The organism is Pseudomonas shirazensis, from assembly GCF_014268785.2.
Taxonomy (GTDB): domain Bacteria; phylum Pseudomonadota; class Gammaproteobacteria; order Pseudomonadales; family Pseudomonadaceae; genus Aquipseudomonas; species Aquipseudomonas shirazensis.
Genome location: NZ_JABWRD020000001.1, coordinates 2,046,388 through 2,066,089, shown reverse-complemented (window position 1 = coordinate 2,066,089; position 19,702 = coordinate 2,046,388). Strand labels below are relative to the sequence as shown.

Annotated in this window: 17 protein-coding genes; 10 read left to right on the top strand and 7 right to left on the bottom strand. The window is 62.1% G+C overall.

Going from position 1 to position 19,702, the window contains the following annotated elements:
* Nucleotides 1-25 precede the first annotated feature (25 nt).
* From HU736_RS09440 to HU736_RS09410, 7 genes are all read left to right on the top strand, one after another.
* Nucleotides 26-1,045, top strand: a complete 1,020-nt coding sequence (locus HU736_RS09440) for an alpha/beta fold hydrolase (RefSeq protein ID WP_186699631.1) — start codon at nucleotides 26-28, stop codon at nucleotides 1,043-1,045.
* A 47-nt stretch (nucleotides 1,046-1,092) separates the two neighbouring features.
* The gene (gene rraA / locus HU736_RS09435) at nucleotides 1,093-1,584 is read left to right on the top strand and encodes a ribonuclease E activity regulator RraA (RefSeq protein WP_101321327.1); all 492 of its coding nucleotides are present in this window, start codon (nucleotides 1,093-1,095) and stop codon (nucleotides 1,582-1,584) included.
* 27 nt (nucleotides 1,585-1,611) lie between these two features.
* A complete protein-coding gene (gene cmaX, locus HU736_RS09430; protein ID WP_103438068.1) occupies nucleotides 1,612-2,607 on the top strand; it encodes a divalent cation transporter CmaX in 996 nt (331 codons plus the stop codon).
* An 89-nt stretch (nucleotides 2,608-2,696) separates the two neighbouring features.
* On the top strand, nucleotides 2,697-2,948 hold the full coding sequence (locus HU736_RS09425; protein WP_101321323.1) for a CrfX protein: 252 nt from the start codon (nucleotides 2,697-2,699) through the stop codon (nucleotides 2,946-2,948).
* Nucleotides 2,949-2,950: 2 nt separating this feature from the next.
* On the top strand, nucleotides 2,951-3,775 hold the full coding sequence (locus tag HU736_RS09420; RefSeq protein WP_101321321.1) for a mechanosensitive ion channel family protein: 825 nt from the start codon (nucleotides 2,951-2,953) through the stop codon (nucleotides 3,773-3,775).
* Nucleotides 3,776-3,888: 113 nt separating this feature from the next.
* The gene (gene sigX, locus HU736_RS09415; protein ID WP_101321319.1) at nucleotides 3,889-4,455 is read left to right on the top strand and encodes an RNA polymerase sigma factor SigX; all 567 of its coding nucleotides are present in this window, start codon (nucleotides 3,889-3,891) and stop codon (nucleotides 4,453-4,455) included.
* A 110-nt stretch (nucleotides 4,456-4,565) separates the two neighbouring features.
* Nucleotides 4,566-5,600: an OmpA family protein gene (locus HU736_RS09410; protein ID WP_103438067.1), complete on the top strand. Its 1,035-nt coding sequence runs from the start codon at nucleotides 4,566-4,568 to the stop codon at nucleotides 5,598-5,600.
* A gap of 75 nt (nucleotides 5,601-5,675) precedes the next feature.
* Here HU736_RS09410 and cobA read toward each other — a convergent pair whose 3' ends face one another.
* The 5 genes from cobA to HU736_RS09385 form a co-directional block, all read right to left on the bottom strand.
* A complete protein-coding gene (gene cobA / locus HU736_RS09405) occupies nucleotides 5,676-6,425 on the bottom strand; it encodes a uroporphyrinogen-III C-methyltransferase (protein ID WP_186699629.1) in 750 nt (249 codons plus the stop codon).
* Between the two features lie 26 nt (nucleotides 6,426-6,451).
* A complete protein-coding gene (locus tag HU736_RS09400) occupies nucleotides 6,452-8,122 on the bottom strand; it encodes a bifunctional protein-serine/threonine kinase/phosphatase (protein ID WP_186699627.1) in 1,671 nt (556 codons plus the stop codon).
* A 9-nt stretch (nucleotides 8,123-8,131) separates the two neighbouring features.
* Nucleotides 8,132-9,343 (bottom strand): nitrate/nitrite transporter, encoded by a 1,212-nt coding sequence (locus HU736_RS09395; RefSeq protein ID WP_101321311.1) that lies wholly within the window; start codon nucleotides 9,341-9,343, stop codon nucleotides 8,132-8,134.
* A gap of 192 nt (nucleotides 9,344-9,535) precedes the next feature.
* Nucleotides 9,536-10,111, bottom strand: coding sequence for an ANTAR domain-containing response regulator (locus HU736_RS09390; protein ID WP_103438824.1), 576 nt, complete (start codon nucleotides 10,109-10,111; stop codon nucleotides 9,536-9,538).
* A gap of 11 nt (nucleotides 10,112-10,122) precedes the next feature.
* Nucleotides 10,123-11,337: a CmpA/NrtA family ABC transporter substrate-binding protein gene (locus HU736_RS09385; protein WP_186699625.1), complete on the bottom strand. Its 1,215-nt coding sequence runs from the start codon at nucleotides 11,335-11,337 to the stop codon at nucleotides 10,123-10,125.
* Nucleotides 11,338-11,475: 138 nt separating this feature from the next.
* Between HU736_RS09385 and HU736_RS09380 the strand changes: the two genes are divergently transcribed.
* Nucleotides 11,476-12,501: a quinone-dependent dihydroorotate dehydrogenase gene (locus HU736_RS09380; protein ID WP_101321307.1), complete on the top strand. Its 1,026-nt coding sequence runs from the start codon at nucleotides 11,476-11,478 to the stop codon at nucleotides 12,499-12,501.
* 97 nt (nucleotides 12,502-12,598) lie between these two features.
* Here HU736_RS09380 and rmf read toward each other — a convergent pair whose 3' ends face one another.
* Nucleotides 12,599-12,814 carry a ribosome modulation factor gene (rmf, locus tag HU736_RS09375; RefSeq protein WP_101321305.1) on the bottom strand — a complete coding sequence of 72 codons (216 nt, stop codon included), beginning with the start codon at nucleotides 12,812-12,814 and terminating at the stop codon, nucleotides 12,599-12,601.
* Between the two features lie 546 nt (nucleotides 12,815-13,360).
* On the opposite strand from rmf, the gene rlmKL reads away from it, so the two are divergent.
* Both rlmKL and HU736_RS09365 read left to right on the top strand, forming a co-directional pair.
* Nucleotides 13,361-15,562 (top strand): bifunctional 23S rRNA (guanine(2069)-N(7))-methyltransferase RlmK/23S rRNA (guanine(2445)-N(2))-methyltransferase RlmL, encoded by a 2,202-nt coding sequence (gene rlmKL, locus HU736_RS09370; protein ID WP_103438063.1) that lies wholly within the window; start codon nucleotides 13,361-13,363, stop codon nucleotides 15,560-15,562.
* A 101-nt stretch (nucleotides 15,563-15,663) separates the two neighbouring features.
* Nucleotides 15,664-18,021, top strand: a complete 2,358-nt coding sequence (locus HU736_RS09365) for a diguanylate cyclase (RefSeq protein WP_186699623.1) — start codon at nucleotides 15,664-15,666, stop codon at nucleotides 18,019-18,021.
* 65 nt (nucleotides 18,022-18,086) lie between these two features.
* Here HU736_RS09365 and dacB read toward each other — a convergent pair whose 3' ends face one another.
* Nucleotides 18,087-19,547, bottom strand: a complete 1,461-nt coding sequence (dacB, locus tag HU736_RS09360; RefSeq protein WP_186699620.1) for a D-alanyl-D-alanine carboxypeptidase/D-alanyl-D-alanine endopeptidase — start codon at nucleotides 19,545-19,547, stop codon at nucleotides 18,087-18,089.
* Nucleotides 19,548-19,702: the final 155 nt, after the last annotated feature.

The window sequence follows — 19,702 nt, the reverse complement described above, 5'->3', positions numbered from 1 at the left end:
CCGCCCTTTTTCATACAAGTATTCTATGCAAAGCAGTAGCGCTCTCTTCCCCGTGGCCTTGCAAAGCGCCGAACGCCGCGGTGACCTCAGTGAAGACGTGTACCGGATCAAGGCTGGCAACAGCCCCGACCCCAGCGTCGAGCTGGCGGTCACGCGTCTTGGCCTTGCCGATCACGGCGGCGTTCATGGCATACCGGTGATTCTGCTGCACGGTAGCTTCTCCAATCGACGGTTCTGGTTTTCGCCCAAAGGCATCGGCTTGGGCGCGTTTCTGGCGCGGGCCGGTTTTGATGTGTGGATCCCGGAGATGCGCGGTCATGGCCTGTCACCGCGTAATCGCCAGTGGCGGCAAAACCGCGTAGCCGACTACGCGCGCTACGATTTGCCAGTGATTGCTGCATTTGTCCATGAACAAGCCGGCCGGGCTGCGCACTGGATCGGCCATTCGCTGGGCGGGACCACGCTTACGGCAGCGCTGGGTGGCGCTTACCTGCCATCTGAACAGGTGGCCAGCGTGGCCCTGTTTGGCACCCAGATCAGCCGCGTGTACTGGCCGTTGAAGGTGCCGACAGTGGAGTGGGGCGCGCGCTTGCTGCTCAAACGCTTTGCACATATTTCTGGCTCCCGGCTCAAGCGCGGGCCGGAAGATGAGCCGATCGGCCTGGCGCTGGAAAGCATGCGTTGGCATGGCCTGTTCGGTCGCTTCGGCGAGAAGGGCAAGGATTGGTGGGCGGGGCTGACCGAGGTCGACGTGCCACTGCTGGCGGTGGCGGGCGCGGGTGATCTGCAGGACCCGGTGTGGGCCTGCCGCAAGCTGTTCGAGCAATACGGCGCCGAGCGCAAGCAGTTTCTTTGCCTGGGCCGGGAGCAGGGCTTCGATGCCTTTGGCCATGTCGACATGTTGGTAAGCAAGGCCGCACAGACCCAGGTGTGGCCGCTGATCGAAGGCTGGTTGCGTGATCCTGTCGCGCCGGTACGTGGCGCCGAACTGGCGGCCAGCCTGACTGAGCAGTCGCAGATGACTGCACCACCTCGCACGGTGTAGCCTTGGCCGGACTTTCCGCTTTCGTTGTGCCTGACAGGAGCCTTCCCATGCAGCATTACGTAACGCCCGATCTGTGCGACGCCAACCCAGACCTGGTCCAGGTGCTGGAACCAATGTTCAGCAACTTCGGTGGCCGCGACTCGTTCGGTGGCCAGATCGTGACCATCAAGTGTTTTGAAGACAACTCGCTGGTCAAGGCCCAGGCCGAGCTTGATGGCCGCGGCAAGGTGCTGGTGGTCGACGGGGGCGGCTCGCTGCGATGTGCGCTGCTGGGCGACATGATTGCCGCCAAGGCTGCGCAAAACGGTTGGGAAGGCCTGGTCATCTATGGCTGCGTGCGCGATGTCGACGTGCTGGTGCAGACCAACGTCGGTGTGCAGGCGCTGGCCGCGCATCCGCTGAAGACCGACAAGCGTGGCCTTGGCGACCTCAACGTGGTGGTGACCTTTGCCGGCGTGACCTTCCGCCCGGGTGAGTACGTGTACGCCGACAACAACGGCGTGATCGTTTCGCCGCAACCGCTGCAAATGCCCGAGTGATGCGCCGCGCGCGCTGATGGAGCTGGAATGTTCGAGGAAGACAACGCGCAGTGGGGGCTGGTGCATGCCCTGGTGCTCGATGGCAAAGGTGGCGCGCGTTCTATCGCTCGGACCGAACTGGATGACCTGCAGTTGCAGCCAGAGCAGAGCCTTTGGCTGCACTGGGACCGCAGCCATCCGCAGACCCGCAGCTGGTTGCTGCGCGAAAGCGGGCTGAGCGAGTTCAGCTGCGAGCTGCTGCTTGAAGAAAACACCCGACCACGGCTGTTGCCGTTGGCGGATGAGCAGTTGCTGCTGTTTTTGCGCGGGGTCAATCTCAATCCTGGTGCCGAGCCTGAAGACATGGTCTCGGTGCGCATATTTGCCCAGGCGCAACGAATCATCTCGCTGCGCTTGCGGCCACTGCGTGCCAGTGACGAAATCCTGCAGCTGCTGAGCGAGGGCAGGGGACCCAAATCGGCCTCCGAGTTGCTCTTGCTGATGGGCGAACTGCTGACCGAAAAGGTCCAGGCGCTGGTCAGCGATCTGTCTGAACTGGTCGACTTCGAAGAAGAGAAGGTGGAATCCGACGAACGGTACACTCCGGAAGACGGCGTGCTGCAGCAGATTCGCCGCCGCGCTGCTGGCCTGCGCCGGTTTCTGGCGCCGCAGCGGGAAATCTACGTACAACTCACTCGGCACAAGTGGAGCTGGTTCGCCGACGCTGATGCCGATTACTGGAATGAACTCAACAACAGCCTGATCCGCTACCTCGAGGAGCTGGAACTGACCCGCGAGCGCGCCGCCCTGGTGCTCGAGAGCGAAGACCGGCGGCGCAGCGAGCGGATGAACCGGACCATGTTCCGCTTCGGCATCATCACCTGCATTTTCTTGCCGATGAGCTTTGTCACCGGCCTGCTGGGGATCAACGTCGGCGGCATTCCGGGCGCCGACAGCCCCTATGGATTCCTGTTCGCCAGCCTGCTGGTACTGGCGCTGGCGGCAGGGCAGTGGTTGTTGTTCCGCCGCCTGCGCTGGGTGTGATCCGGTGCATTTTGAACCATTCGCCTGCGGTGAAGTTGTGACCCGTTGCCCGGCGCCCTCGTCTTTGACTGACATTACGCGAGGTGCCCATGCACGATCCGTTTGAACAATCCTTGCGTGACCTGCTCAATGCGTCGCCGTCCGGTCAGGACCGAGACGACGCAGCGTGTCTGGGTCGCGTGCTGAAAACCGCCAACCGTCAGGTTGGTGCGGGCGATCTGTTCAGCTTGCTTGGCCGTTGGAGCCAGGCGCTGATGATTGCCGTCAACAATGGCTCGGCGCATGTTGCGCCGGTGCGCCGTAATCCTGCCGCTGGCAGCAAAGCTGATAAGGCTGATTGAATATGGAACTCGATCTCTGGACCCAGAGCCTGGTCACCGCCATGACTGCCCTTTGGACCAAGGTGGCGAACTTCATCCCCAACCTGTTCGGCGCGCTGGTCGTGGTGCTGCTCGGTTTCGTGGTGGCCAAGCTGCTCGATACGCTGTTGTCCAAGTTGCTCGCCAAGTTCGGCCTGGACCGCCTGATGGCCGGTACCGGCATGACCAAGATGCTCAGCCGCGGCGGCATTCAGGTGCCGATATCGACCCTGATCGGCAAGATCGTGTATTGGTTCGTGCTGCTGATCTTCCTCGTCTCTGCGGCTGAGTCACTCGGCCTTGAGCGGGTCTCGGCAACGCTGGACATGCTCGCACTGTATCTGCCCAAGGTATTTGGCGCGGCCCTGGTGCTGCTGGCCGGGGTCATGCTTGCGCAACTGGTCAATGGCCTGGTCCGCGGCGCTGCCGAAGGCATCGGCCTGGAGTACGCTGCAGGCGTCGGGCGCATCGCCCAGGGCCTGGTGATCATCATCGCGATCTCGGTGGCTATCAGCCAGCTGGAGGTCAAGACCGACCTGCTTAACCATGTAATCGTCATTGGCTTGATTACCGTTGGTCTGGCAATTGCCCTGGCGATGGGCTTGGGCAGCCGCGAAATTGCCGGGCAGATTCTGGCTGGGATTTACGTGCGCGAGCTGTATCAGGTCGGCCAACAGGTCCGGATTGGAGAGGTTGAAGGGCAGATCGAAGAGATCGGCACGGTGAAGACGACAGTGCTGACCGACGATGGCGAATTGGTGTCGTTGGCCAACCGCAGCTTGCTCGAACAGCGTGTCGATAGCCGCTAACCGGGTAAAAGCTGTTACTGTATGTCGCCGCGAAAACGCGCCCTGAGGGTGCGTGCGGCGACTTGACCTGACTGTCGGCCAGATTCGTTTTGAATAAAGTTCATTCGCCGCCCATGCGCTATGACCCACACGAACTCACCGATGAGGAGTTGGTGGCGCGTTCGCATGAGGAGCTGTTTCACGTTACCCGAGCGTATGAGGAACTCATGCGCCGGTACCAACGGACCCTGTTCAACGTTTGTGCACGTTATCTGGGGAACGACCGCGACGCTGACGATGTCTGTCAGGAGGTGATGCTAAAAGTGCTGTACGGTTTGAAGAACTTCGAAGGTAAATCCAAGTTCAAGACCTGGCTCTACAGCATCACCTACAACGAGTGCATCACCCAGTACCGCAAGGAGCGACGCAAACGCAGGCTGATGGATGCCTTGAGCCTTGACCCTATAGAAGAGGCGTCAGAGGACAAGGCACCAAAACCTGAAGAAAAGGGCGGCCTGGACAAGTGGCTGGTGCATGTGAACCCGATTGACCGCGAGATCCTGGTGCTGCGTTTTGTCGCAGAGCTGGAATTTCAAGAGATCGCCGATATCATGCACATGGGCTTGAGCGCAACGAAAATGCGCTACAAGCGTGCGCTCGACAAGCTCAGAGAGAAATTTGCTGGCGAGGTTGAAACTTAGTGGCCAGCAAATGTCTCTAAACCACCGGTGAGTTCTGCTAGACTTGCCGTCGAGTTGTCCCCCGGTTTTTGGTGGGACTGCTTATCTATCACACGATGGGGATTTAACGGATGAAATTGAAAAACACTTTGGGCTTGGCCATTGGCTCGCTCGTTGCCGCTGCTTCGTTCGGCGCACTGGCACAAGGCACAGGCGCTGTAGAAGTCGAAGGCTTCTACAAGAAAGAATTCTTCGACAGCCAGCGTGACTTCAAGAACGACGGCAACCTGTTCGGCGGCTCGATCGGTTACTTCCTGACCGACGACGTTGAACTGCGTCTGGGCTACGACGAAGTCCACAACGCTCGTGGCGAAGATGGCAAGAACATCAAGGGCTCGAACACCGCCCTGGACGCTCTGTACCACTTCAACAACCCGTACGACGCAATCCGTCCGTACGTGTCGGCTGGTTTCTCCCACCAGTCCCTGGGCCAGACCGGCCGTGGTGGTCGTAACCAGTCCACCTTCGCCAACGTTGGCGCTGGTGCCAAGTGGTACATCACCGACATGTTCTACGCTCGTGCTGGCGTTGAAGCTCAGTACAACATCGACCAAGGCGACACCGAGTGGGCGCCAAGCGTTGGTATCGGCCTGAACTTCGGCGGTAGCCCGAAGACTGCTGAAGTCGCTCCAGCTCCAGTTGCTGAAGTGTGCTCCGACAGCGACAACGACGGTGTCTGCGACAACGTCGACAAATGCCCAGACACCCCAGCCAACGTTACCGTTGACGCCGACGGCTGCCCAGCAGTTGCCGAAGTCGTACGTGTTGAGCTGGACGTCAAGTTCGACTTCGACAAGTCGGTTGTCAAGCCTAACAGCTACGGCGACATCAAGAACCTGGCTGACTTCATGAAGCAGTACCCATCGACTACTACCACTGTCGAAGGTCACACTGACTCCGTAGGTCCAGACGCTTACAACCAGAAGCTGTCCGAGCGTCGCGCTAGCGCCGTTAAGCAAGTTCTGACCCAGCAGTACGGCGTAGAATCGAGCCGTGTTGACTCGGTTGGCTACGGCGAAACCCGTCCGGTTGCTGACAACGCCACCGAAGAAGGTCGCGCTGTTAACCGTCGCGTTGAAGCGCAAGTAGAAGCTCAAGCCAAGTAATTGGTCTGAGATTCACGAAAAACCCGGCCTAGGCCGGGTTTTTCTTTGCCTGTAAAAAAATCCGCTGCGCTGTGTTCAGGCAACGCCTACGGCTGCGGTCACCAGTTCGACCACCGCGCCTTGCCGCGCCACTTCGCCTATCACCAGCACTGCTGGGCTGCGCAGGGCGAAGGCGGTCGCATCCATGGCCATCTCCAGCAGCGTACTGCGGCACTCGCGCTGGCTCGGTAGCGACGCGTTTTCGATCATGGCGACGGGCGTGTCTGCCGCCATGCCGGCCTCGAGCAAACCCCGGCGAATGTCCCCCAGCCGAGCAACGCCCATGTACACCACCAAGGTGGTGCCGCCCTGGGTCAGGCCCGCCCAGTTCAGCTCGCTGTCATCCTGGGTATGTGCTGTCACCAAGGTCACGCCACGGCTGACCCCGCGCAGGGTGAGGGGGATGCCGCACTGAGTGGCACCGGCCAGTCCAGCGGTGATGCCGTTGACCAACTCCACCTCGATACCGCGCTGCTGCAGCCACAATGCTTCTTCGCCGCCACGGCCAAAGATGCATGGGTCGCCGCCTTTCAGGCGCACCACGCAGCGCCCCTGGCGGGCATGGCGCAACATCAGGCGCTGAATGAACGCTTGCGGCGTCGAGCGACAACCGCCGCGTTTGCCCACGGCAATCACCCGTGCCCCTGGACAATGCTCAAGCACAGCCGGATTGACCAGGTCATCGATCATCACCACCTGCGCCTCGCGCAAGGCCCGCACCGCTTTCAGCGTAAGCAGTTCAGGGTCGCCGGGGCCGGCACCAACCAACCAGATTTTTGCATTCATCAGATGTTCCTCATCAAGCAGCGCGCTCAGCCCTTGAACAGGCTGAACAGCAATATCAGGTTGAACAGCAGAGACAGCACGGCAAGCGTCTGCCAGACCTTGAGCGGCTCGCGCTCCAGCAATGGCCGTGGCCGCTCGCTCAGTTCCTGGCGGTCGCCACGCTCGAGCAACAGCAGCCATTGCTCGGCGGTTTCGAAACGTTGCCGGGAATCGGCCGCGACGGCTTGCTCCAAATTGCGTTGCAGCCATTCAGGCAGGTCCGGGCGATAACGGCCGGGGCTGACCAGGTGGGTGAAGCGCGGCCGTTGGAAGGCCTCGATTTCACCGTAGGGGTAGTGCCCGGTGAGCAGGTAGTAAAGTGTTACACCCGTGGCATAGAGGTCCTGGCGCGCCTGCGGCGGTTGCCCGTCGAACGCCTCCGGGGCAATGAACGACGGCGTACCGGGCAGGTCATGGGGGGCGTCTTCAGAAAGCCCTGGGCAATAGGCCAGACCGAAGTCGAGCAGGCGCAACTGGCCGTCTGTGCCCAGGTGCAGATTCTCGGGCTTGATATCCCGATGCAGCAGGTTGCGCCGGTGCAGCACGCCGACTGCCTGCAGCAGCTGACGGGCGATTTCCAGCCACTGCGCCAGGGGTAGCGGGCCTTGCACGTTGTACAGGGCGCTGAGGGTCTGGCCCGGGTATTCGCGCATCAGGTAGTACACATGCTGACGGTGATTGGCCGCATGCACCTCAGGGAAGTGCCGACCGGCCACCCGCCGCAGAAACCATTCTTCCTGCAGCAAGCGCTGAGCGGCGCCCGGATCTGCTTCGGCGACGCCGGGCAGGGTCTTGAGCAGCCACGCCTGGCCCTGGCTGTCATGCACCCGATACAGCAGCGACTGGCGGCTGCGGGCTAACTGAGCATCGACCTGCCAGCCATCGATGGCTTGCCCGGGGCGCAGCGGCCCGGGCACTGGCCATTGCTGCAGTTGCGCCAGGGTGTCGCTGAAGTTGCTCGGGCCGAGCTGTTCGACCTGCACCAGCACGGCACTGGCGTTGTCCTGGCTACCGGCATGATGGGCGCTAGCGACCAAGATGTCGGCGGCGTTCTGCAGGTCAGGTTGATCTTTGAGGATGGCGGCAATCGCTTGCTCGCCAAGGCAGGCCCAGACACCATCGCTGAGCAGCAGCAGAGTTTCGCCGGCAACCAGCTCACCGTCCAGATAGTCCACCAACAGATGCTGGTCCAGGCCCAGCGCGCGCTTGAGGACATGCTGCATGCCCGGCTGATCCCAGACATGGTCTTCGCTCAGGCACAGCAAGCGGCCCTGATCCCAGCGATAGGCGCGGCAGTCACCGACGTGGGCGAGGGTGAAGCGCCGCCCGCGCAGGACCAGTGCAGTGAGGGTAGTCAGCAGCGGCTGGCCGCTGCCTTGGGCGCGCAGCCAGCGGTTTTGCGCCAGCAGCAGGCGATCCAGCGCCTGCGCGACCGGCCAGGTGGCCGGCGTGGCGTAGTAGTCCAGCGCCAACGCCTGCAGGCTGGCTCGCGCGGCCAAGCCGCCATCGGCGCACTGACTGACGCCGTCGGCCAGTGCGACCAGATAGCCTTTGCTCGCTGCCAATTCCGGCGCCGGTGTCACCAGCCGCAGAGCGTCCTGGTTCTCGCTGCGCGGACCGGTGGCGCTGGCTTGGGCAAAGCGCAATTGCAGGCTCATGGGTTTGCCCTATACCCGCGCTGCGGTAACCGCAGCCGAGCCCCAGGTGGTGCGCCAGCGTAGTTTGACCCCATGCAGGCCAAACCAGGCCAGCAGGCCCAGGCTTGCGAACAGCCACAGACCTAACTGGTAGTCGCCGGTGTGCTGCTTGATCATGCCTAGCCCTGCGGCCAAGAGGAAGCCACCGATGCCGCCGGCCATGCCGATCAAGCCAGTCATTACCCCGATTTCCTGGCGAAAGCGCTGCGGCACCAGCTGAAACACCGCGCCATTGCCAGCGCCCAGGCCAAGCATGGCGCTGACGAAAAGAGCCAGCGCAGCGGTGGCGCTAGGCAGGTTGAAGCCGACCGCGGCGATACATACCGCAGCTACGCCATACATGCCGAGCAGGGTGCGAATGCCGCCAAAGCGGTCGGCCAGAGCGCCGCCCAGCGGGCGCATCATGCTGCCGCCAAACACGCAGGCCGCGGTGTAGTAGCCGGCAGTGATCGGGTTCAGGCCATATTGGTCGCTGAAGTAGCCCGGCAGGGCGCTGGCCAGGCCAATGAAGCCGCCGAAGGTGACGCTGTAGAAGAACATGAACCACCAGCTGTCGCGATCACCAAGCGCCTTGAAGTAGTCGGCCATGGCTTTGCGTTTTGGTCGTTGCGGCGCGTTGCGGGCCAGCAGGGCAAACACCAGCAGGGTCAGCAGCAGCGGGATCAGGGCGAAGCCGAACACGTTGTTCCAGCCATAGGCTGCGGCCAGGGCCGGCGCCAGCAGCGCCGCGAAGACGGTGCCGGAGTTGCCTGCGCCAGCGATGCCCATCGCTTTGCCCTGATGCTGCGGCGGGTACCACTGCGAGGCCAGCGGCAGTGACACGGCGAACGAAGCGCCGGCAAATCCGAGAAATACTCCCAGCAGCAAGGCCTGTTCGTAGCTGTGCACGCCCCAGTGCCAGGCGCAGGCCAACGCCACGATCACCACCACCTGGCCCATCAGTCCAGCGGTTTTGGGCGACAGACGATCGACCAGCAGACCCATGCCAAAGCGTAGCAGGGCGCCGGCCAGGATGGGCGTGGCGACCATCAGGCCGCGCTCTTGTGGGGTCAGCTGCAGGTCGGTGGCAATCTGCACCGCCATCGGGCCGAGCAGGTACCAGACCATGAAACTCAGGTCGAAATACAGGAATGCAGCAAACAGGGTAGGCACATGCCCGGATTTCCAGAAGCTCGTATTCATCGAACACCTCACGCGGCTTGCAACGGTTGTCATGCCCAGGCTGTGCCGGGCTGGAACGAGAAAGACGCCGCTACCCGATCCATCTTGATGGAGGGGTGAGCGACGTCTTTGTCGGAAACTGTGGCAACCGCCGTTGGCTACCTGTAGTCATTGCAGAGCAAAAGCCGGGCCAACCCCTTAGGCGGCTCCGCTTCAGCCGAGCAACTCGTGCATGGCGATGATCTGCTCCGCCACCTGGATGAGCTTCTGCTGCTTGCTCATGGCCTGGCGGCGCATGAGGGTGTAGGCCTGCTCTTCATTGCAGTCCTTCATCTTCATCAGCAAGCCCTTGGCATGCTCCACACGCTTGCGCTCGGCCAGTTGCTGGTCGCGCGCCAACAGCTGAGCCTTGAGCGCCTGGTCGCTCTCGAAGCGGGCTATCGCTACATCCAGAATCGGCTGCAGGCGGCTGCTCTGAATGCCCTCGACGATGTAGGCACTGACCCCGGCGTGGATCGCTTGGCGCATCACATCCGGGTCGTGTTCGTCGGTGAACAGGACAATCGGCCGCGGCAGATCGCGGCTGACCAGCACCACCTGCTCCATGACATCACGCCCCGGTGACTCGGTATCGATCAAGACCACGTCCGGGCGCACCGTTTCGACGCAGGCAGGCAGGTCGATGGTCAGGCCCGTGGCCTCGATGACCTCGAAGCCGGCCTCGATCAGTGCCAGCTTGAGCCGGCCGACTTTTTTCTCTGTGTCGTCGATCAACAGGATCCGTAGCATGTTCAGCCCCTTCACCGAGCGAGATGGGCGCTAGGCGCCGGTGTCATGGCGTGCAGGTGAAAACTGCGGGCGTAGCCATGCGGGTCGCTGCCATCCCAGCGGATGCCGTCGATCAACAGGCTGCTGCGCATCGCTGATACGTCGCCTGGCAAGCCGAGCTCAGCGGCAGCGGCGCGATACAGGGCTAGCTGCTGCACCTGGTTGGCAACCGCCAGGTAGTCGGGGTCTTCGCGCAGCAAACCCCAACGGCGGAACTGGGTCATGAACCACATGCCATCGGACAGATAGGGCTGGTTGGCCCGGCCCTGGTCATGAAAGCGCAGTGCGTGGGGGTCCTGCCAGTGATTGCCCAGCCCGTCCTGATAGTCGCCGAGCAGGCGCGGTTCAATCGTCGCCACTGCGGTATCCAGGTAGGCACTGCCGCTCAGTAGATGAGCCGTGCTACGGCGATTCTCCTGGCTCTGCTCGATAAACTGGCTGGCGGCCAATATCGCCTTGATCAGTGCACGGGCGCTGTTGGGGTACCGCTCGACGAACGCTCGCGCGCAGCCAAGGACCTTTTCCGGGTGGTCCGGCCAGATCGACTGGCTGGTGGCGAGGGTAAAACCCTGGCCCTCGGCCACCGCCTGGGCTGACCAGGGTTCGCCGACGCAAAAGCCATCGATGCGACCGGCCTGTACATGGGCGACCATTTGCGCGGGCGGCACCACGACGCTGGCGACGTCATGCAGCGGATGAATGCCCTGGCTGGCCAGCCAGTAATACAACCACATGGCGTGGGTGCCGGTAGGAAATGTCTGGGCAAAGGTCAGCTTCGCCCCTGATTGGTGCACCAGTTTTGCCAGTGCTTCAGGGCTGGTCACGCCTTTGCGCTGCAGGGCGGGGGACAGGTTGATAGCCTGGGCGTTCTGGTTCAGGCCCATCAGCACGGCCATATCGCGGCGGGCGCTGCCGCCGATGCCCAGGTGCACGGCGTAGATCAGGCCATACAGGCAATGCCCTGCATCCAGCTCGCCACTGACCAGCTTGTCGCGCATGCCGGCCCAGGAGGCCTGGCGCTTGAGGTTGAGGGTCAGGCCTTGCTGCTGGGCGAAGCCCTGAGTGGCGGCTACCACTACCGAAGCGCAGTCGGTAAGGGGCATGAAACCGATATCGAGGCTGGGTTTTTCCGGCGCGTCACTACCGTTGACCCAGGCCAGAGGTGTTGCGTGGGGAGCTGTATTCACAAAAATCCTCGCCTGTACCGAGTAGGCTTTGCCTGCTGTTGAAGCAAGGCATATGCCAGACGGTCAGCAAAGGCCTGTCGCGCCAGCGGCGTGCTGGCTATAATCGCCGCCTCACTCATCCCCGAGTCTTGCCCGCCCATGTATAACCTGGCCCGCCAGCTGCTGTTCAAGCTTTCTCCGGAAACCTCCCACGACCTGTCCCTGGACCTGATTGGAGCCGGTGGCCGGCTGGGGCTCAATGGCTTGCTATGCAAGCAGCCGGCGCCATCGCCAGTAACGGTGATGGGCTTGAACTTCGCCAACCCGGTCGGGCTGGCGGCGGGTCTGGACAAGAACGGCGCGGCCATCGATGGCTTTGCCCAGCTGGGCTTCGGCTTTGTCGAAATCGGTACCGTGACGCCACGCCCGCAGCCGGGCAACCCCAAGCCGCGGCTGTTTCGTCTGCCTGAGGCAACGGCGATCATCAACCGCATGGGCTTCAACAACCTGGGCGTCGATCATCTGCTGGAGCGGGTGCGTGCCTCGCGCTTCGATGGCGTGCTGGGGATCAACATCGGCAAGAACTTCGACACGCCGGTCGAGCGCGCGGTGGACGATTACCTGATTGGCCTGGAGAAGGTCTACAACGACGCCAGCTACATCACCGTCAATGTCAGCTCGCCGAATACCCCGGGCCTGCGCTCGCTGCAGTTCGGTGACTCGCTCAAGCAGTTGCTGGATGCGCTTGCGGTGCGCCGCGAGCAGCTTGCCACTGAGTATGCCAAGCGTGTGCCGCTGGCGATCAAGATTGCCCCGGACATGACCGACGAAGAAACCGCGCTGGTAGCTGCGGCGCTGCTGGAGTCGGGCATGGATGCAGTGATCGCAACCAATACCACGCTGTCCCGTGAAGGCGTCGAGAGCCTGCCGTATGGTGCTGAAGCCGGTGGCCTGTCGGGTGCGCCAGTGCTGGCCAAAAGTACCCATACGGTCAAGGTGCTGGCAGGGGAGTTGGCCGGGCGGATGCCGATCATCGCCGCAGGTGGGATCACCGAAGGCCGTCACGCAGCTGAGAAAATCGCTGCCGGTGCCAGCTTGGTACAGATCTATTCGGGCTTCATCTACAAGGGCCCGGCGCTGATTCGCGAAGCAGTCGATGCCATTGCAGCAATGCCACGGGGCTGATCAGCGGGTATAAAAAAGGGCCCCTTTAAGGGGCCCCTGGGCCGTAGCCCGCCGCCCGGATGGGGCGTGCATGGTGACTCGAATTCAGATTCCCTGATCAGCCAACGGCGTGATTTTCGTTGAGTCTATGGATGCCAGCAGTGCCGGTCATGCCGTCCCAGTTATCTCCGCGACCCTCCCGCCAGCCGTTTATCCAGGCCTGACGTACGGATGCTAGGGTGAAAGGGCAAAGTTCGCGAGATTTGCCGGTGACCCCATACTGGTAGCCACGTGAATATGCTCTTTCCAACGGATCACGCTTAAGTCTTCTCATAGGGTGTTGCCCTCACTTGTTGACTGTAATGTCCCGTCGGCCTCACAGAGGCCGGGCAGAATCTTTCTGCCGGTTTGCGCTCGCTGCCGGCGTGGCGAGCTTGAAGTGCCGTTTCGTTGCGAAGCGGCCTGTGATCAGTTCTAACCAATGAAAGTCACAGTGTGAATGATCGTTTTGTCATAAGGACGTAACGTTTCTGTAGGTGAAGTGATAAGTAAATAAATGCGACTCAACCTTGTTTGAGCAAATGCCCGCTGTGATCGGGGTTTAGCCGCACTGGCCGCTATTTAGCCAGCGTCGTCAAAAAACGGCTGAATTAATTTGAAATGCGACGAAGGGTCATTTTAATGACCTGGCGCAAGAATTTTTCGTACTGCTCGACGATCAAAGGCTGCTTTCACCCTTGGGTGCATGCACAATTGTCGGGCGGCCAGGCCTTCGCGAATCACGCAAGGCCACCCGAGCGCCTGAAAAGGGCGCTCGGGAAAACCCTGACGGACGATGCGTCGTCCCGTCACTCAAATAGCCATAGGCACTGGAATACTCATGTCGGACCGTTTCGAACTTTACCTCACCTGCCCCAAGGGCCTTGAAGGCCTGCTTGCCGATGAGGCCCGAGGCCTCGGCCTTGAGGACGTGCGTGAGCACACCTCGGCCATTCGTGGCGAGGCCGACATGGAAACCGCCTACCGCTTGTGCCTATGGTCCCGCTTGGGCAACCGCGTACTGCTGGTGCTCAAACGCTTTGCGATGAAAAATGCCGATGACCTCTACGACGGCGTCAATGCCGTCGAATGGCAGGATCATCTGCTCGCCGATGGCTCGCTGGCCGTGGAGTTCAGCGGGCATGGTTCGGGCATCGACAACACCCACTTTGGTGCGCTGAAGGTCAAGGATGCCATCGTCGACAAGCTGCGCGACAAAGACGGCCTGCGCCCGTCAGTCGACAAGCTGAATCCGGACATGCGTGTGCACCTGCGCCTGGATCGTGGTGAAGCGATCCTCTCGCTCGACCTCTCTGGGCACAGCCTGCACCAGCGCGGCTATCGCCTGCAGCAGGGCGCCGCGCCGCTCAAGGAAAACCTCGCCGCAGCGGTGCTGATTCGTTCCGGCTGGCCGCGCATTGCTGCCGAAGGCGGCGCGCTGGCTGACCCGATGTGCGGTGTCGGTACCTTCCTCGTCGAGGCCGCGATGATCGCCGCCGATATTGCGCCCAACCTCAAGCGCGAGCGTTGGGGCTTCAGCGCCTGGCTTGGCCACGTGCCGGCGTTGTGGCGCAAGGTTCATGACGAAGCAACCCAGCGCGCCGAAGCCGGCCTGGCCAAGCCGCCGCTGTGGATTCGCGGTTACGAAGCCGACCCACGGCTGATTCAGCCGGGTCGCAACAACGTCGAACGGGCCGGCCTGAGCGACTGGATCAAGATCTACCAGGGTGAGGTCGGCACGTTTGAACCGCGTCCGGACCAGAACCAGAAAGGTCTGGTCATTAGCAACCCGCCTTACGGCGAGCGTCTGGGCGACGAGGCCAGTTTGCTCTACCTCTACCAGAACCTGGGCGAGCGTCTGCGCCAGGCGTGTCTGGGCTGGGAGGCGGCGGTGTTCACCGGCGCGCCTGAACTGGGCAAGCGTATGGGTGTGCGCAGCCACAAACAATACGCGTTCTGGAACGGCGCGTTGCCGTGCAAACTGCTGCTGTTCAAGATCCAGCCTGATCAGTTCGTCACGGGTGTCTCCGGCGAGCGTCGTTCTGTCGAGGCCAAGGAAGCTGAAAGCGATCGCCCGGTAGCAGTCGTCAATGAGCCGGCGCGCCTTTCCGAAGGTGCGCAGATGTTTGCCAACCGCTTGCAGAAGAACCTCAAGCAGCTGGGCAAGTGGGCCCGCCGCGAACAGATCGACTGCTACCGCCTGTATGACGCCGACATGCCCGAATACGCTGTGGCGATCGACCTCTACCAGGATTGGGTGCACGTTCAGGAGTACGCCGCCCCGCGTACCATCGATCCAGAAAAGGCCCAAGGGCGTCTGCTCGATGTGCTTGCAGCGATCCCGCAGGCACTGGGCATCGATCAGCAGCGTATTGTGCTCAAGCGCCGTCAGCGTCAGAGCGGTACTCGCCAGTATGAGCGTCAAGCGACTGAAGGGCGTTTCCAGGAAGTCAGCGAAGGCGGCGTCAAGTTGCTGGTCAACCTGACCGACTATCTCGACACCGGGCTGTTCCTCGATCACCGCCCGATGCGCATGCGCATCCAGCGCGAGGCGGCCGGCAAGCGTTTTCTCAACCTGTTCTGCTACACCGCCACGGCGACTGTGCATGCGGCCAAGGGCGGCGCACGCGAGACCACCAGCGTCGACCTGTCCAAGACCTACCTGGACTGGGCGCGGCGCAACCTCTCGCTCAATGGCTACTCCGATCGCCATCGCCTGGAGCAGGGTGACGTCATGGCCTGGCTGGAGAGCTGCCGCGAGAGCTACGACCTGATCTTCATCGACCCGCCGACGTTCTCCAATTCCAAGCGCATGGAAGGGGTGTTCGACGTGCAGCGCGACCACGTGCAGTTGCTTGACCTGGCCCTGGCCCGGTTGGCGCCTGGCGGTGTGCTGTATTTCTCCAACAACTTCCGCAAGTTCCAGCTCGACGAGAGCGTGAGCGCGCGGTATGCCGTGGAAGAAATAAGCGCGCAGACGGTTGATCCGGACTTTGCTCGCAACAGCAAGATCCACCGTGCCTGGCGCTTGCAGCTGCGCTGAAGTAGCACTGGGTAATGTCGGAGTTGCGCCGCTAGTGGCCAATAGCTATAAATAGTCAGGGCTGAACAATTCGCAGGACGCTGACGTGACGAGATCGCTCTATGTCGAAGGTGCGTGCGAATGTGTTTGGCCTGCTCTATCAGGCATTACCGGCCTGGGCGTTGGCGCTGCTGGCGGTAATCAGCGGCGCTTTGTTCACGGCGGCGCTGACGACCGCCGCGTACAGCTTCTCCAAACAGCAACTGCGCCAGCGCTTCGAGCTGCTGGCCGCAGACCGCTACAGCCGCATTGCCGAACGCCTGGCAGACCAGCAACAGCGCCTGGATAGCCTGCGGCGCTTTTTCAGTTATTCCGATAATGTCACCGCAGGCGAATTTCAGGGTTACGTCAAACCGCTGTTGCAGCGCACTTTGGCCTACGCCTGGGCGCCCGCCGTTGCCACCGCCAGGTGGGGGGCGAGTGCCGAACTGGCTGTCCACGATGCGTCCAGTGATGCTGGCGGCCAGGCGCAGGTACAGCCCTTGGCATTGCGCGGCCACGCCTACCCCATACGCTTTGTGCAAACTTCCAATCTGCCCGGGCTGCCTTCTGCCCTGGAGCTGTTCAACCTGAGACGCGTGCAAAGCACTTTGGTGCGCGCGACTACCCCAGGCAGCATGGCGGTGTCCGCCCCATGGCAGCTGCCAGAGCAGCCGGCGGCGGTAGTGCTGATGATGCTTGCTCCAGTCTTCGCCAATGTTGCAGGTGACGGTGTACCCAGTGGCTATGTGATTGTCCTGCTCGACTTGCAGCGCTTGGTCAGCGAGGGCGTGTCAGCTGCAACGGACGACGACCTGGTGGTGCGCATCAGCGATGGCAGCGGGCAAAACCTGCTGTACCAGTCGCTCAACCCGGCAGCGCCGCTGGCAATGAGCAGTGCCCGTCAACTGCAGCTGGCTGGGTATCCCTATCAGATGCTGATTCGTCCCAGCCAAAGCTTCGTGCACGCCAATCGTTCATCGTTTGTGCCGGCGGTGGCGCTACTTGGGGCGCTGCTGAGCCTGCTGCTCGGCGCTTTGCTGTACAGCGTGCTCAGCCAGCGCCAGCGCGCATTGAAGCTGGTCGAGCAGCGCACGGCCGAATTGCGCATCAGTGAGCAGTCCCTCAGGGGCACCCATAACCAACTGCGCAGCGTGCTCGATGCGGCAACTCAGGTGGCGATTATCGCCACTGACCTCAAGGGCCGGATCATCACCTTCAATGCTGGCGCCGAGCGCATGCTGGGTTATGCCGCCAGCGAAGTGGTCGGCCGGCTTGATCTGCCCGCGCTGATTCAGGCGGACGAGTTGCACCAGCGCGCCCAGGCCCTGAGCCAGCAGCACGGCCGCGACATCAGCTGCGCTCAGGCAATCTTTGCCGATGCGGCGCAGGCCGCGGACAACCAGCCTGGCGAATGGACCCTGCAACGTAGCGATGGCAGCCAGCTGCTGGCGACCATGCTGGTCAGCCCGGTGCTCGATGAGCACAGCCGTTGGGTCGGCTACCTGGCAATCTGCATTGATGTCACCGAACGGCGCCGCGTGCATGAAGCACTGGCGGTGCGTGATCGGCTGCTGGAGAAACTCAGTGCTGAAGTGCCCGGAGGCATCTATCAATACCGTCTGGATGCGTCTGGACATACATGTTTCCCCTACGCTAGCCAGGGCTTGTTCGACATCTACGAGATCGACTTGCATCAGCTGCGCGAGGATGCGGCGCTGATTACCGAGCGGATTCATCCTGATGACCTGGAGCGGGTGCTGCGCTCGATCCGTTACTCGGCAGAGCATCTTGCCCCGTGGCGCGAAGAGTATCGGGTGATTCTGCCGCAGGCCGGTCTGCGCTGGGTACGCGGTGAGGCCACGCCTGAACTGGGCGAGGCGGGCTGCACTTTGTGGCATGGCTATCTGACCGACGTTTCCGAGCCCAAGCGGGTCGAGCACGAGCTGCGCGCGCTATCGATTACCGACGTGTTGACCGGTATTCACAACCGCCGCTACTTCCAGGAGCGGCTGAAGATCGAGCTTGATCGCGCCGCGCGTGATGGCCTGGAGCTGGCGGTGATCATGCTTGATGTCGATCACTTCAAGCGCATCAACGATCAGCACGGGCATGCGGTAGGTGACGATGTCCTGCGCAGCCTGTGCCAGCACATCAGCCATCGTCTGCGCCGTACGGACGTGTTCTGCCGGCTCGGCGGCGAGGAGTTCATGGTGCTGTGCCCAGGTAGCGATATCGCGCAGGCGCGCACCCTGGCGCTGGAGCTGTGGCAGGGTGTACGCAGTCTGGTGATCAACGGGGTCGGCGAGGTCACGGCAAGCTTCGGCGTGGCTGCCTGGCACCCGGGGGAGGGCGCCGATGCGCTGCTGCTGCGCGCCGATGCCGGGGTGTACGCGGCCAAGCAGGGTGGCCGCGACCGAGTTGAAGTAGTGCAGCCATAAGTCGGCCTGATCTGCCTGCCGAGCAGCGCTGCGGCGGCTGGCACGCGCTGCTCAGACTGCTTGGTTCAGAGCCCCGATGCGGCGGTACCAGTGTTCAGCTTCGGCTGGCGATACAGCTCAAGCAGCACCTGATCAAGCACTTGTGACGCACCCCATGGCTTGGGATCATTCAGGATCGCCGCTACTGCCCAGGTATGGCCGTTGCTGTCGCGGCTGAACCCGGCGATTGCGCGCACGGTATTCAGAGTGCCCGTCTTGATATGCGCCTGGCCGGTCATGGCAGTGCGTTTAAGGCGCTTGCGCATGGTCCCGTCCATGCCCACCAGCGGCATCGAGCTGATGAATTCAGCAGCGTAAGGGCTGTTCCAGGCCGCCTGCAGCAGGGTGGCCATTTCACGTGTGCTGACACGCTCAGCGCGGGACAGGCCAGAGCCGTTCTCCATCACCAGGTGCGGTGAGGTGATGCCTTTTTTCGCCATCCACTGACGCACGACCCGTTGTGCGGCGCGCGCGTCATCGCCATCGGCATCGGTACGGAACTGCGCGCCCAGGCTCAGGAACAGCTGCTGAGCCATGGTGTTGTTGCTGTATTTGTTGATGTCGCGGATCACCTCGACCAGGTCGGGCGAGAATGCCCGCGCCAGTACTCGGGCGCTTTTCGGCACGTTCTCGATGCGATCGCCACCTTGGATGGTGCCGCCCAGTTCGTTCCAGATTGCGCGAACGGCACCTGCCGCGTAGGCAGGGTGGTCGAGCAGGGCCAGATAGGTCTGCGAGTTGCAGCCTTCGCCCAGTTGGCCGCTGACCACTACGGTGACACCGTCTGGTCTGACCTGCGGGTTATAGCGGACCTCACCGGCGCACTGCTTGGAGGCGACAGCCTTGACCTGATTGTCGATGCGGATACTGGCAATCGGCGGTTCGACTGCAATCATGACCTTGCCGCCGTCATTGCGAGCAACGAAACGCAGCGCCTTGAGGTTGACCAGCAACGAGTCTGGCTTGACCAGAAACGGCTTGTTGGTGTCGCCGCCGTCATCGTCGAAGTGGGGCAGGTTGGGCTGCACGAAGTGGCTGCGGTCCAGCACCAGGTCACCGGTGACGGTGCGCACGCCGTTGGCGCGCAGGTCACGCATCAGCAGCCAGAGCTTTTCCATGTTCAGTTTGGGATCGCCGCCACCCTTGAGGTACAGGTTGCCGTTGAGCACGCCATTGTTCAGGGTGCCATCGGTGTAGAACTCGGTTTTCCATTGAAAGGTCGGGCCAAGCAGCTCGAGGGCGGCGTAGGTGGTAACCAGTTTCATGGTTGAGGCCGGGTTGACCGACACATCGGCGTTGAACACCGTTGCCGTACCGGGGCCATCGAGGGGCAGCATGACCAGCGACAGGGCGTTGTCCTGCAATTTGTTGGTCTTGAGAGCCTGTTGCACCTTGGGCGGCAAGGTGGTGTTGACGGCGGCCTGAGTGGGCATGGCCAGAGGCAGCATCAGGCCGGCGAGCAGCAGTGGGCGGAGCACTTTGATCATAAGTACGAAAACCCTGCGGGCGAGGGGGAAATAACGGGGCTGTAAAAGATGGTGGCCCCAGATCGAAATATAGCGGGCATTATGCCCCAAGCGCGTCCTGTATGTGCCGGGTTCGACACAAAAGCGCCGCTGCGCCCCGGAAACTGGTAAAGTGC

Coding starts and splice junctions, on each gene's coding strand:
- HU736_RS09440 (WP_186699631.1), top strand. CDS start 26: ATGCAAAGCAGTAGCGCTCTCTTCCCCGTGGCCTTGCAAAGCGCCGAA.
- rraA (WP_101321327.1), top strand. CDS start 1,093: ATGCAGCATTACGTAACGCCCGATCTGTGCGACGCCAACCCAGACCTG.
- cmaX (WP_103438068.1), top strand. CDS start 1,612: ATGTTCGAGGAAGACAACGCGCAGTGGGGGCTGGTGCATGCCCTGGTG.
- HU736_RS09425 (WP_101321323.1), top strand. CDS start 2,697: ATGCACGATCCGTTTGAACAATCCTTGCGTGACCTGCTCAATGCGTCG.
- HU736_RS09420 (WP_101321321.1), top strand. CDS start 2,951: ATGGAACTCGATCTCTGGACCCAGAGCCTGGTCACCGCCATGACTGCC.
- sigX (WP_101321319.1), top strand. CDS start 3,889: ATGCGCTATGACCCACACGAACTCACCGATGAGGAGTTGGTGGCGCGT.
- HU736_RS09410 (WP_103438067.1), top strand. CDS start 4,566: ATGAAATTGAAAAACACTTTGGGCTTGGCCATTGGCTCGCTCGTTGCC.
- cobA (WP_186699629.1), bottom strand. CDS start 6,425: ATGAATGCAAAAATCTGGTTGGTTGGTGCCGGCCCCGGCGACCCTGAA.
- HU736_RS09400 (WP_186699627.1), bottom strand. CDS start 8,122: ATGAGCCTGCAATTGCGCTTTGCCCAAGCCAGCGCCACCGGTCCGCGC.
- HU736_RS09395 (WP_101321311.1), bottom strand. CDS start 9,343: ATGAATACGAGCTTCTGGAAATCCGGGCATGTGCCTACCCTGTTTGCT.
- HU736_RS09390 (WP_103438824.1), bottom strand. CDS start 10,111: ATGCTACGGATCCTGTTGATCGACGACACAGAGAAAAAAGTCGGCCGG.
- HU736_RS09380 (WP_101321307.1), top strand. CDS start 11,476: ATGTATAACCTGGCCCGCCAGCTGCTGTTCAAGCTTTCTCCGGAAACC.
- rmf (WP_101321305.1), bottom strand. CDS start 12,814: ATGAGAAGACTTAAGCGTGATCCGTTGGAAAGAGCATATTCACGTGGC.
- rlmKL (WP_103438063.1), top strand. CDS start 13,361: ATGTCGGACCGTTTCGAACTTTACCTCACCTGCCCCAAGGGCCTTGAA.
- HU736_RS09365 (WP_186699623.1), top strand. CDS start 15,664: ATGTCGAAGGTGCGTGCGAATGTGTTTGGCCTGCTCTATCAGGCATTA.
- dacB (WP_186699620.1), bottom strand. CDS start 19,547: ATGATCAAAGTGCTCCGCCCACTGCTGCTCGCCGGCCTGATGCTGCCT.